We start from the raw sequence: 12729 nt of genomic DNA on the forward strand, positions 1-12729 counted from the left end.
CGAATAACATGAAGTCGAGCAACGTGATGCTGGGGCAAAATTTAAAGATTCCACAATCCTGATGAGGGGCTGCGCGCAGCCCATACCTGATAAGGATCACCACCATGCCAATACAGATTTTACCGCCCCAGCTGGCGAACCAGATTGCCGCCGGCGAAGTGGTTGAGCGCCCGGCTTCGGTCGTAAAAGAGCTGGTGGAGAACAGCCTCGATGCCGGAGCGACGCGCATTGAGGTGGATATTGAAAAGGGCGGCGCAAAGCTAATCCGCATCCGCGACAACGGCTGCGGTATTGCCAGAGATGAGCTGGCGATGGCGCTGGCCCGTCACGCCACCAGCAAGATCGCCTCGCTGGATGACCTGGAGGCGATTGTCAGCCTCGGCTTTCGCGGCGAAGCGCTGGCGAGTATCAGCTCGGTGTCGCGTCTGACGCTGACATCGCGCACCGCCGATCAGCAGGAAGCCTGGCAAGCCTACGCCGAAGGACGCGATATGTCGGTGACAGTCAAACCCGCCGCGCACCCGGTGGGCACCTCGCTGGAAGTGCTCGATCTGTTTTACAACACGCCTGCCCGCCGTAAATTCATGCGCACCGAAAAAACCGAATTCACCCATATTGATGAGGTGATTCGCCGCATTGCGCTGGCGCGTTTCGACGTGGCCATTTCACTGACGCACAACGGTAAGCTGGTGCGCCAGTATCGCGGCGTGACGCAGGAGGCGCAGCGCGAGCGGCGTCTGGGCGCCATTTGCGGTACCCCTTTTATGCAGCATGCGCTGCGCATTGACTGGCAGCACGACGATCTGGCGCTGCGCGGCTGGGTAGCCGATCCGGCCGGTTCGCGTCAGGTTACCGACCTGCAGTACTGCTACGTTAACGGTCGCATGATGCGCGACAAGCTGATTAATCACGCCATCCGCCAGGCCTATCAAACCCAGCTCGGTGAAGATCAGCAGCCAGCCTATGTGCTATATCTGGAGATTGACCCGCACCAGGTGGATGTCAACGTGCATCCCGCGAAGCATGAGGTGCGTTTTCATCAGTCGCGTCTGGTGCATGACTTTATCTGGCAGGGCGTGATGAGCGTGCTGCAGGCCAGTCGCAGCGCCGAATTGCCGCTGACCCATGCCGAAGAGCCGCCGCCGCAGTGGCAGCCTGAGAACCGCCAGGCCGCCGGAGCGAATCACTTTGCCCAGCCGGCAACCGGCGCGCGCAGCGGTGGCAGCGCGGCATCCGGCGGCACGGGCGGCCAGTGGCAGCCGAAAGAGCCGGGCTATCGCGCGCGTGAAGGGGCGGTTTATCAGCAGCTGATAAAAACACCGGCGGCGGAGACGCCACGCGCACCGGCCGCTGAACCCGCGCCCGCGCCCGCGCCACGCCCGGCACCCGCGCGTGAAGCGCCGCTGGCCGCCCATACGCAAAGTTTTGGCCGGGTGCTCAGCGTGGTGCGCGAGCGCTATGCGCTGCTGGAGCGCGGGGAGACGTTGCAGCTGCTGTCATTAAGCGTGGCGGCGCGCTGGCTCAAACAGGCCCAGCTGCAACCCGGCGATGAGGGGCTCAAACCGCAGCCGCTGCTGATCCCGGTACGGCTGAAAATCGCTCACGAAGAGTTAAGCGTGATTGATGCCCAGGCGGCGCTGTTAAGCCAGATGGGCATTGATTTACAACGGGAAGGACAGCATGTGACGCTGCGCGCTGTCCCTTTACCGTTACGAACACAAAATTTACAAATCTTGATTCCAGACCTGTTAGGCTATCTCGCCCGGCAGCAAGAGGTTTCTGCTTCCGCACTGGCCCAGTGGCTGGCGCGACGCGACGATGCGGCAGAACCTCACTGGAATCACTCGCAGGCGATCACGCTGCTGGCAGAGCTCGAACGGCTCTGTCCGCATCTGCTGAAATCGCCGCCTTCAGGTCTGTTACAGACCCTTGAGATTGAGAGCGCGCTAAACGCGTTGAAGCATGAGTGAACTGAACCAGGCTAGCCGGCCAAAGGCAATTTTTTTGATGGGGCCGACCGCCTCCGGTAAGACGGCATTAGCCATTGCGCTGCGTCAGCAACTTCCGGTGGAACTTATTAGCGTTGACTCTGCCTTAATCTATCGCGGGATGGATATTGGCACGGCGAAACCGTCGGCACAGGAGTTGGCGCAGGCACCCCATCGCTTGCTGGACATTCGCGACCCGGCGGAAAGCTATTCCGCTGCTGAGTTTCGTCGCGATGCGCTGGCAGAAATGGCGGAGATTACCCAAAAAGGTAAGATTCCGCTGCTTGTTGGTGGAACCATGCTTTACTTCAAAGCGTTGCTGGAAGGATTGTCGCCGCTGCCCTCGGCCGATCCGGAAGTGCGTCAGCGAATAGAGCAAATGGCGGCGGAAAAAGGCTGGGAAGCCCTGCACCGCCAGCTGTGTGAAATCGATCCGGTCGCCGGTAGTCGTATTCATCCGAATGATCCGCAGAGACTTTCGCGAGCACTGGAAGTTTTTTTTATTTCGGGTAAAACTTTAACGGAACTGACAAAAACGGCCGGTGAAGCGTTACCCTACGATGTGTACCAGTTTGCTATCGCTCCGGCGAGCCGCGAACTGTTACACCAGCGCATCGCGTTGCGTTACGACCAGATGTTAGCGTCAGGTTTTGAAGCGGAGGCTCGGGCACTGTTTGCACGAGGTGATTTGCATACGGACATGCCTTCCATTCGCTGTGTTGGTTACCGTCAGATGTGGTCTTATCTGTCTGGCGAAATCGATTACGACGAAATGGTTTATCGGGGAATTTGCGCCACCCGGCAGCTCGCTAAACGCCAGATGACCTGGTTACGTGGCTGGCCCGACGTCCACTGGTTAGACAGTGACGCGCCAGAATTAGCGCGTAATGCGGTGCTTCAGGTTGTTAGTGCGTAGCAGGGATGATTGTGTACAATTGGTCCGTTATCGTGCGCAAATTTTTACGCAGTTTTTCTGAACCACGGTTCACAAAGTAACAAACAACAAGCATATAAGGAAAAGATAGAATGGCTAAGGGGCAATCATTACAAGACCCGTTTTTGAACGCATTGCGTCGTGAACGTGTACCGGTTTCGATCTATTTGGTGAATGGTATTAAGCTGCAGGGACAAATTGAATCCTTTGATCAGTTCGTCATTCTGTTGAAAAACACGGTAAGCCAGATGGTGTATAAGCACGCCATCTCTACAGTGGTTCCTTCTCGTCCGGTTTCGCACCATAGCAACAACGCGGGCGGCAGCGGTGGCAGTAACTACCACCATGGCGGAAGCAACCAGGGCGCTCAGTCGCAGCCACAACAAGACGGCGATAACGCAGAGTAATTCTGCACGGCCGTAAAGCCAGGGCTGGGGAGCGAGTGCGTTTTCCCGTCCTGGTTATTTTATTTTAGCGAGGTTATAGCTTGTTTGACCGTTATGATGCCGGTGAGCAGGCCGTACTGGTACACATCTGGTTCTCCCAAGACAAAGAGCTGGAAGATTTGCAGGAGTTTGAAACTCTTGTCTCTTCTGCGGGCGTCGATGCGCTGCAAGTGATTACCGGCAGCCGTAAAGCGCCACATCCCAAATATTTTGTCGGTGAAGGAAAGGCAGTTGAAATTGCCGATGCGGTGAAAGCGAGTGGAGCATCGGTCGTTTTATTCGATCATGCCTTATCCCCTGCTCAGGAACGTAATCTTGAGCGGCTGTGCGAATGTCGCGTAATCGATCGCACCGGCTTAATTCTCGATATTTTTGCCCAGCGCGCCCGCACCCATGAAGGGAAATTGCAGGTCGAGCTGGCACAGTTACGCCATCTTGCCACCCGTCTGGTGCGCGGATGGACACACCTTGAGCGGCAGAAAGGCGGTATCGGCCTGCGTGGACCGGGTGAAACCCAGCTGGAAACCGACCGTCGCTTACTGCGCGGCCGCATCAGCCAGATTCTGTCCCGCCTTGAACGCGTGGAAAAACAGCGTGAGCAGGGACGTCAGGCGCGTGCGAAAGCCGATGTGCCGACCGTCTCCCTGGTGGGCTACACCAACGCCGGCAAATCCACCCTGTTCAACGCCATCACTTCAGCCAACGTGTATGCTGCCAACCAGCTGTTCGCCACGCTGGACCCGACGCTGCGCCGCCTGAATGTGGCCGATGTCGGCGAAGTGGTGCTGGCGGATACGGTAGGCTTTATCCGTCACCTGCCGCATGACTTAGTGGCGGCGTTTAAAGCCACCCTGCAGGAAACCCGTCAGGCGTCGCTGCTGCTGCACGTGATTGACGCCGCGGATTTACGCGTCAATGACAACATTGATGCCGTAAACGAAGTGCTGGCAGAGATTGAAGCCGATGAGATTCCGGTGCTGCTGGTGATGAACAAGATCGATATGCTGGATGGCTTTGAGCCGCGTATCGATCGCGACGAAGAGAACCGGCCGACGCGCGTGTGGCTGTCGGCGCAGAGCGGTGCCGGTTTGCCGCTGCTGTGGCAGGCGCTGTCCGAGCGCTTAGCCGGTGAAGTGGCGCAGTATGATTTACGTCTGCCGCCGGAAGCGGGCCGCCTGCGCAGCCGCTTCTATCAGCTGCAGGCGATTGAAAAAGAGTGGAATGAAGAAGATGGCTGCGTAGGTTTGCAGGTGCGAATGCCGATTGTTGACTGGCGCCGCTTGTGCAAGCAGGAACCGCAGCTCGCCAGCTATATTGTTTGACCGTTGCCCAACTCATTTACCCCAAGACGTGCCCGGCACGTGGCAGGGTAAACTTATATACAATAAATGGAGTAGAGACATGGCGTGGAATCAGCCCGGAAATAACGGACAGGACCGCGACCCGTGGGGAAGCAGCAATAACCAAGGCGGCAACTCTGGGGGAAATAAAGGAGGTCGCGATCAGGGACCTCCTGATCTGGATGATATCTTCCGTAAGCTGAGTAAAAAACTCGGCGGACTGGGCGGTGGCAAACAGAGCGATAACGGCCAGCGCAGCGGCGGCAGCGGTGGCAAACTGGTTGGCATTGTCGCCGTGGCGGCAGTGGTCATCTGGGCAGCCAGTGGTTTCTACACCATCAAAGAAGCGGAGCGCGGGGTCGTGACGCGTTTCGGCAAATTCAGCCATCTGGTTGAGCCTGGCCTCAACTGGAAACCGACCTTTATCGATCAGGTGCGGGCCGTCAACGTCGAAGCGGTGCGTGAGCTGGCGGCGTCGGGCGTGATGCTGACTTCGGACGAGAACGTGGTGCGCGTGGAGATGAACGTGCAGTACCGCGTGACCGATCCGGAGCGCTACCTGTATGCGGTGACCAGTGCCGATGACAGCCTGCGTCAGGCCACTGACAGCGCGCTGCGCGGCGTGATTGGCCGCTCGACCATGGACCGTATCCTCACCGAAGGCCGTACCGTCGTGCGTAGCGATACCCAGCGTGAAATCGACGAAACCATTCGTCCTTACAACATGGGTATTACGCTGCTTGACGTCAACTTCCAGGCGGCGCGTCCACCGGAAGAGGTCAAAGCCGCGTTTGACGATGCGATTGCCGCCCGCGAAAACCGCGAGCAGTACGTGCGTGAAGCTGAAGCGTACGCCAACGAAGTGCAGCCGCGTGCTAACGGCCAGGCGCAGCGTATTCTTGAAGAGGCGCGAGCCTATAAAGAGCGTACCGTGCTGGAAGCGCAGGGTGAAGTGGCGCGGTTCGCGCGTCTGCTGCCGGAGTACAAAGCCGCACCGCAGATCACCAAAGAACGTCTCTACATTGAAAGCATGGAGCGCGTGCTCAGCCATACCCGCAAAGTGCTGGTTAACGACCGCGGCAATAGCCTGATGGTGCTGCCGCTGGATCAGCTGATGCGTGGCGGCCAGGCAGGCGGCCAGAGCGGTCAGAACAATGCCAATCTGATGAAGTTACCGTCGTCACCGGGCAGCAATGCCGGCCGCGGCGACACTTCATCCTACAGTCCGGACAGCATCATGGATCAGCGTCGCGCCAATGCGCTGCGTAACGATACCCAGCGCGAAGGGAGGGAGTAATCGATGCGTAAGCCAATCATCGCCGTAATTATTGTTGTTCTGGTGGTGCTGTACGCCTCACTGTTCGTGGTGCAGGAAGGCCAGCGCGGTATCGTGCTGCGCTTTGGTAAAGTGCTGCGTGATGATGAGAACAAGCCGCAGGTGTACGCACCGGGTCTGCACTTCAAGATTCCGTTTATCGAAACCGTGAAGTCGCTGGATGCGCGCATCCAGACCATGGATAACCAGGCCGATCGTTTCGTCACCAAAGAGAAGAAAGACCTGATTGTGGACTCTTACATCAAGTGGCGCATCAGCGATTTCAGCCGTTACTACCTCGCGACCGGCGGTGGCGATGTGTCTCAGGCGGAAGTGCTGCTGAAACGTAAGTTCAGCGACCGCCTGCGTTCAGAAATGGGCCGCCTTGATGTGAAAGACATCGTCACCGACTCGCGTGGCCGTCTGACCACCGACGTGCGCGATGCGCTGAACACCGGCAGTGCCGGCAATGACGACGAAGTGCAGACGCCAGCCGCTGACGATGCGATTGCCAGCGCGGCTGCCCGCGTTGAGCGCGAGACCAACAGCAATGAGCCGGCGCCAAACCCGAACAGTATGGCGGCGCTGGGTATTCAGGTGGTCGACGTGCGTATCAAGCAGATCAACCTGCCGACCGAAGTGTCGGACGCGATCTACAACCGTATGCGCGCCGAGCGTGAAGCGGTAGCACGTAGTCAGCGTTCACAGGGTCAGGAAGAGGCGGAAAAACTGCGCGCTCAGGCCGATTATCAGGTAACCCGTACGCTGGCAGAAGCGCAGCGTCAGGCGCTGATCAGCCGTGGTGAAGGGGATGGTGAAGCGGCCAAGCTGTTCGCTGACGCCTTCAGCCAGGATCCTGATTTCTATGCCTTTATCCGCAGCCTGCGTGCCTATGAGAACAGCTTCGCGGACAATCAGGACGTGATGGTGCTGAGCCCGGATAGCGATTTCTTCCGCTATATGAAGGCGCCAACTAACGTCTCGCGTTAATAACTGTTATAACCTTGAGGCCGACACTGATGTCGGCCTTTTTTTTGGGAAAACAGAATGAACACAACCGTCTGGATGGCGCTGGCTTTGGTGCTGGTGCTGGAGGGATTAGGACCGATGCTGCTGCCGCGTCTGTGGCGTCGCATGATTCTGGCGATGACGCAGTTACCGGACCGTATACTGCACCGTTTTGGCGGCGGGCTGGTGGTGGCGGGCGTGGTGATTTACGCCATGCTGAGCACGCACGCGAATGGCTGAGCAATAATCTGCGCGCTGCCGCACGGCTAAATTGTGTCTGCTGCAGAGCATTGCCCCCAACATGTTGTAGTGATCAAAACTCAGGCAAAAAACAGCGCAATCGTATGCTAAAAGTGCTGAAAGAGTGAAAATCCGATGGTAGAATCCATTTTTAAGCAATCGGTGATTTTAGAAAATGGGTAAGAACGTCGTCGTACTGGGCACCCAATGGGGTGATGAAGGTAAAGGTAAGATCGTAGACCTTCTGACTGAACGCGCGAAATATGTTGTGCGTTACCAGGGTGGCCACAATGCAGGCCATACACTTGTCATCAACGGTGAGAAAACCGTCCTCCACTTAATTCCCTCTGGCATCCTGCGTGAAAACGTCACCAGCATCATTGGTAATGGTGTTGTGCTGTCGCCTGAAGCCCTGATGAAAGAGATGAACGGTCTGGAAGCGCGCGGTGTGCCGGTACGTGAACGTCTGCTGATCTCTGAAGCTTGTCCGCTGATTCTGCAATACCATGTGGCGATGGACCTGGCGCGTGAAAAAGCGCGCGGTGCCAAAGCTATCGGTACCACCGGTCGTGGTATCGGCCCAGCCTATGAAGATAAAGTTGCCCGTCGCGGTCTGCGCGTCAGCGACCTGTTCAACAAAGAAACCTTCGCCGTGAAGCTGAAAGAGATCGTTGATTTCTACAACTTCCAGCTGGTGAACTACTACAAAGAAGATGCAGTAGACTACGATAAAGTGCTGAGCGATGTACTGGCGGTGGCCGACATCCTGACCGGCATGGTCGTCGACGTGTCTGAACTGCTGGACGGCGCGCGTAAGCGTGGCGACCTGATCATGTTCGAAGGCGCACAGGGTACGCTGCTGGATATCGACCACGGTACATATCCGTACGTGACTTCGTCCAACACCACTGCTGGTGGCGTGGCGACCGGTTCAGGTATCGGTCCACGCTACGTGGATTACGTGCTGGGCATCGTCAAAGCTTACTCGACCCGCGTTGGTGCCGGTCCATTCCCGACCGAACTGTTTGATGAAACCGGCGAGTTCCTGTGTGAGAAAGGTAACGAGTTCGGTGCCACCACCGGCCGTCGTCGTCGTACCGGCTGGCTGGATGCGGTTGCAGTGCGCCGCGCGGTGCAGATCAACTCCCTGTCCGGCTTCTGCATGACCAAACTGGACGTGCTGGATGGCCTGAAAGAGGTGAAAATCTGCGTCGGTTACCGTATGCCGGATGGCCGCGAGATGACCACCACGCCGCTGGCCGCTGAAGGCTGGGAAGGCATCGAGCCGATTTATGAAACTCTGCCGGGCTGGAGTGAAAACACCTTTGGTGTTAAAACACTGGAAGGCCTGCCGCAGGCAGCACGTGATTACATCAAACGTGTTGAAGAAGTGACTGGCGTGCCGATTGATATTATTTCAACCGGTCCCGACCGTAGTGAGACCATGATTCTGCGCGATCCGTTCGACGCTTAATCACGTTTTGCAGGCCGGACACTGTCCGGCCTTCGTTTATCTGCTCTTTGACTCCGCTCACTTCATTTTTTCCTGCTGGTTTCGGGAGTTACAGGAAAAAAGCGCTCCGGGTTTTCCACACTGGTTTATCATCAATGTTAATCGAAGCGCTCACGGGCGTTATAACAACAATATCGATGATTCACTGAGGTACATGTGCAGCTAACAAGTTTTACCGATTTCGGTCTGCGCGCCCTGATTTACATGGCGACATTGCCGCAAGGTCAGCAGACCAACATTACCGAAGTCACCGATACCTACGGGGTATCGCGTAACCATATGGTTAAAATCATCAATCAACTGAGCCGGGCCGGCTTTGTTGCCGCGACACGCGGTAAAAACGGCGGAATTCGTTTAGGCATGGACCCGGAAAAAATCGTCATTGGCGATGTCGTGAGAAAAATGGAGCCTTTGCAGCTGGTAAACTGTAAAGAGTGTGCGATAAATCCCGCCTGTCGCCTGCGTAGCGCGCTGAATAATGCGGTCCAGCTATTCCTGCAGGAACTGGATAAATATACGCTCGCCGACCTGGTGCAAAACAACGATTCGCTTTACCACATCTTATTGTCCGAACCGCCGGTGGCAATTCCACATAAATGACATCGGAGGAACCGTAATGTCAAAAGATCCCTTTCAGGATAGAGAAGCTGAAAAGTACGAAAATCCTATTCCCAGTCGGGAATTTATCCTCGCGCTATTAGAAAAGCGTGAAAAGCCGGCGAGTCGCGAAGAGATCGCCGAAGAGTTAAACATCACCAGCGAAGATCAGCTTGAAGCGCTGCGTCGCCGCCTGCGCGCCATGGAGCGTGACGGCCAGCTGGTGTTCACCCGTCGCCAGTGCTACGCCCTGCCGGAGCGTCTGGATTTACTGCGCGGCAAAGTGATTGGCCATCGCGATGGCTACGGCTTCCTGCGCGTTGATGGTCAGAAAGATGACTTCTACCTCTCGGCGGAGCAGATGAAGTTCTGCCTGCACGGTGATGTCATCCTCGCCCAGCCGGGCGGTTCCGACCGCAAAGGGCGGCGTGAAGCGCGCGTGGTACGCGTGCTGGAACCGCGCAACAGCCAGATTGTTGGCCGCTACTTCACCGATGCCGGCACCGGCTTCGTGGTACCGGACGACAGTCGTCTGAGTTTTGACATTCTGATCCCGGCGGAAGAGACGCTGAATGCGCGCATGGGATCGGTGGTCGTGGTGGAAATCGTGCAGCGCGCGACGCGCCGCAGCAAAGCCATCGGCAAAATTACTGAAATTCTCGGCGATAACATGGGCACCGGTCTGGCCGTGGATATGGCGCTGCGCACCCATGAAATTCCCCACTCATGGCCGGAAGAAGTCGAGAAAGAGATTTCCAGACTGAAAGAGCAGGTACCGGAATCGGCGAAAAAAGGCCGCGTCGACCTGCGTGAACTGCCGCTGGTGACCATCGACGGTGAAGACGCGCGTGACTTCGATGACGCCGTTTACTGCGAGAAAAAACGTGGCGGCGGCTGGCGCCTGTGGGTGGCAATTGCCGACGTCAGCTATTACGTGCGTCCCGGCACCGCGCTGGATAACGAAGCGCAGCAGCGCGGCACCTCGGTCTACTTCCCGTCGCAGGTGATACCGATGCTGCCGGAGATCCTCTCGAACGGCCTGTGCTCGCTCAATCCGCAGGTGGATCGCCTGTGCATGGTGTGCGAGATGACCATCTCGGCCAGCGGTAAACTCACCGGCTTCAAACATTACGAAGCGGTGATGAACTCACATGCGCGTCTGACCTACAACAAAGTGTGGAGCATTCTGCAGGGCAACCCGGAGCTGCGTGAACAGTATGCGGCGCAGGTGAAGCACCTCGAAGAGCTGCACCGTATGTATGAGGTGCTGGAAACCGCCCGCGAACAGCGCGGTGGCATCTCGTTTGAAACCGACGAAGCCAAATTCATCTTCAACGCTGAGCGCCGCATTGAGCGCGTGGAGCGCACCGTACGTAACGATGCGCACAAGCTGATTGAAGAGTGCATGATTCTGGCCAACATCGCCTCCGCGCGTTTCGTTGAGAAACATCAGGAGCCGGCGCTGTTCCGCGATCACGATCGCCCGAGCGAAGACAGCATCACCAGCTTCCGTACCGTGCTGGGCGAGCTGGGCCTCAGCCTGCCGGGTGGGTCGAAACCGCAGCCGATCGATTATGCCGATCTGCTGACGCAGATTGCCGACCGTCCGGATGCTGAAATGCTGCAAACCATGCTGCTGCGTTCGATGAAGCAGGCGGTGTACGATCCGGAAAACCGCGGTCACTTTGGCCTGGCGCTGGCGTCGTATGCGCACTTTACCTCGCCGATCCGTCGCTATCCGGATCTGCTGCTGCACCGTGCCATCAAGTACCTGCTGGCTAAAGAGCAGGGCACGGTAAAAGGCAACACCACGCCAACCGGTGGTTATCACTACGATATGCAGCAGATGCTGCAGCTGGGTCAGCACTGTTCGATGACCGAACGCCGTGCCGACGAAGCGACGCGCGATGTGGCCGACTGGCTGAAGTGCGACTTTATGCAGGATCAGGTGGGTAACGTATTCAACGGCGTGATCTCCAGCGTGACCGGCTTTGGCTTCTTTGTTCGCCTCAACGATCTGTTCATTGATGGCCTGGTGCACGTCTCCACGCTGGACAATGATTACTACCGCTTCGATCCGGTGGGCCAGCGTCTGATTGGCGAATCCGGCGGTCGCACTTACCGTCTGGGTGATGCGGTGGAAGTGCGCGTTGACGCGGTGCACATGGATGAGCGCAAGATCGATTTCGCGCTGATCTCCAGCAAACGCGTACCGCGCGGTGAAGGAAAAACCGCGCGCGAGCGTGAGAAGCATGGCGGCAAGCCACCGGCGAAGCGGCGTCGCGACGCGGGTCGCAAGGGCAACTTTGAGCCGGACGCCGCTTTCCGCGGTGAGAAGCAGCCGCCTGCGGCGAATAAAAGCGAGAAAAAAAGCAAAAAAGTCTCCGAAAAAACCCGTAAAATCGCCGCCGCAACCAAGGCGAAGCGCGCAGTGAAGAAGAAGGCCAGCGAAGCCTGATGGCCTCTTCACCCGCCAGCGGCCAGGTGCGTCAGCGCTGACGCACCTTGCTCAACCCTGTTTCGCAGGCTGCGCCCCAACGCGCAGCCTGATTAATGTTCTGTATTCAACGATATACATCCAACCTTGAGCAAAGTAATGAGTGAAATAATTTTTGGCATTCACGCCGTGCAGGCGCTGCTGGAGCGTGATCCCCAGCGTTTTCAGGAAGTCTTTATCCTTAAAGGCCGCGATGACCGCCGCCTGCAGCCGCTGATCGCCGCACTGGAAGCTCAGGGAATAGTGATTCAGCTGGCCAACCGCCAGTGGCTCGACGGCCAGGTCGAAGGCGGCGTGCACCAGGGTATCGTGGCGCGCGTTAAGCCGGGTAAAAACTATCAGGAAGGCGATCTGCCGGATCTGCTGGCTTCACTGGATCAGCCGTTCCTGCTGATTCTGGATGGCGTCACCGATCCGCATAACCTGGGTGCCTGCCTGCGCAGCGCCGATGCGGCCGGTGTGCATGCGGTGATCGTGCCGAAAGACCGTTCGGCACCGCTCAACGCCACGGCGAAAAAAGTCGCCAGCGGGGCGGCGGAAAACGTGCCGCTGATTCGCGTCACCAATCTGGCGCGCACCATGCGTCTGCTGCAGGAGTACAACGTCTGGATCGTCGGCACGGCCGGTGAAGCAGACCACACGCTGTATCAGAGCAAAATGACCGGCGCGATGGCGCTGGTGATGGGTGCGGAAGGAGAAGGCATGCGCCGCCTGACGCGCGAACACTGCGATGAGCTGATCAGCATCCCGATGGCCGGCAGCGTCTCTTCCCTCAACGTTTCGGTGGCCACCGGCGTTTGTCTGTTCGAAGCGGTGCGTCAGCGCCAGGCGTGATCGCCGCCGCAAAACCT

General features: G+C 57.6%; 11 protein-coding genes. All 11 read left to right on the forward strand.

What is annotated here, in order from left to right; translation table 11 throughout:
- Window positions 1–104: 104 nt before the first annotated feature.
- The 11 genes from mutL to rlmB all read left to right on the forward strand — a co-directional run bounded on the left by mutL (window position 105) and on the right by rlmB (window position 12712).
- Window positions 105–1970: a DNA mismatch repair endonuclease MutL gene (gene mutL, locus FT726_RS10610; protein WP_288420925.1), complete on the forward strand. Its 1866-nt coding sequence runs from the start codon at window positions 105–107 to the stop codon at window positions 1968–1970.
- The gene (miaA, locus tag FT726_RS10615; protein ID WP_031280158.1) at window positions 1963–2904 is read left to right on the forward strand and encodes a tRNA (adenosine(37)-N6)-dimethylallyltransferase MiaA; all 942 of its coding nucleotides are present in this window, start codon (window positions 1963–1965) and stop codon (window positions 2902–2904) included. Before mutL ends, miaA begins: the two co-directional genes overlap by 8 nt.
- Window positions 2905–3014: 110 nt before the next feature.
- Entirely contained in the window at window positions 3015–3329 is a 315-nt protein-coding gene (gene hfq, locus FT726_RS10620; RefSeq protein WP_010618006.1) for an RNA chaperone Hfq, read from the forward strand.
- An 80-nt stretch (window positions 3330–3409) separates the two neighbouring features.
- Entirely contained in the window at window positions 3410–4690 is a 1281-nt protein-coding gene (hflX, locus tag FT726_RS10625) for a ribosome rescue GTPase HflX (protein ID WP_288420929.1), read from the forward strand.
- A 79-nt stretch (window positions 4691–4769) separates the two neighbouring features.
- Window positions 4770–6005, forward strand: coding sequence for an FtsH protease activity modulator HflK (hflK, locus tag FT726_RS10630; RefSeq protein WP_021509762.1), 1236 nt, complete (start codon window positions 4770–4772; stop codon window positions 6003–6005).
- Between the two features lie 3 nt (window positions 6006–6008).
- Complete coding sequence (gene hflC, locus FT726_RS10635; RefSeq protein ID WP_021509761.1) at window positions 6009–7013, forward strand: protease modulator HflC; 1005 nt, start codon at window positions 6009–6011, stop codon at window positions 7011–7013.
- Between the two features lie 57 nt (window positions 7014–7070).
- A complete protein-coding gene (locus FT726_RS10640; protein WP_031280157.1) occupies window positions 7071–7271 on the forward strand; it encodes a DUF2065 family protein in 201 nt (66 codons plus the stop codon).
- A 175-nt stretch (window positions 7272–7446) separates the two neighbouring features.
- Window positions 7447–8745: an adenylosuccinate synthase gene (locus FT726_RS10645; protein WP_058759868.1), complete on the forward strand. Its 1299-nt coding sequence runs from the start codon at window positions 7447–7449 to the stop codon at window positions 8743–8745.
- A gap of 195 nt (window positions 8746–8940) precedes the next feature.
- Window positions 8941–9384, forward strand: coding sequence for a nitric oxide-sensing transcriptional repressor NsrR (gene nsrR / locus FT726_RS10650; RefSeq protein ID WP_021509758.1), 444 nt, complete (start codon window positions 8941–8943; stop codon window positions 9382–9384).
- A gap of 16 nt (window positions 9385–9400) precedes the next feature.
- Complete coding sequence (gene rnr / locus FT726_RS10655) at window positions 9401–11839, forward strand: ribonuclease R (protein WP_152390396.1); 2439 nt, start codon at window positions 9401–9403, stop codon at window positions 11837–11839.
- 138 nt (window positions 11840–11977) lie between these two features.
- Window positions 11978–12712, forward strand: a complete 735-nt coding sequence (rlmB, locus tag FT726_RS10660; protein ID WP_021509756.1) for a 23S rRNA (guanosine(2251)-2'-O)-methyltransferase RlmB — start codon at window positions 11978–11980, stop codon at window positions 12710–12712.
- The last annotated feature ends 17 nt before the right edge of the window (window positions 12713–12729 follow it).

It is taken from the genome of Pantoea sp. Morm, assembly GCF_016643525.1.
In the GTDB taxonomy this organism is placed as follows: Bacteria; Pseudomonadota; Gammaproteobacteria; order Enterobacterales; family Enterobacteriaceae; genus Pantoea; species Pantoea dispersa.

Coding starts and splice junctions, on each gene's coding strand:
- mutL (WP_288420925.1), top strand. CDS start 105: ATGCCAATACAGATTTTACCGCCCCAGCTGGCGAACCAGATTGCCGCC.
- miaA (WP_031280158.1), top strand. CDS start 1,963: ATGAGTGAACTGAACCAGGCTAGCCGGCCAAAGGCAATTTTTTTGATG.
- hfq (WP_010618006.1), top strand. CDS start 3,015: ATGGCTAAGGGGCAATCATTACAAGACCCGTTTTTGAACGCATTGCGT.
- hflK (WP_021509762.1), top strand. CDS start 4,770: ATGGCGTGGAATCAGCCCGGAAATAACGGACAGGACCGCGACCCGTGG.
- hflC (WP_021509761.1), top strand. CDS start 6,009: ATGCGTAAGCCAATCATCGCCGTAATTATTGTTGTTCTGGTGGTGCTG.
- FT726_RS10640 (WP_031280157.1), top strand. CDS start 7,071: ATGAACACAACCGTCTGGATGGCGCTGGCTTTGGTGCTGGTGCTGGAG.
- FT726_RS10645 (WP_058759868.1), top strand. CDS start 7,447: ATGGGTAAGAACGTCGTCGTACTGGGCACCCAATGGGGTGATGAAGGT.
- rnr (WP_152390396.1), top strand. CDS start 9,401: ATGTCAAAAGATCCCTTTCAGGATAGAGAAGCTGAAAAGTACGAAAAT.
- rlmB (WP_021509756.1), top strand. CDS start 11,978: ATGAGTGAAATAATTTTTGGCATTCACGCCGTGCAGGCGCTGCTGGAG.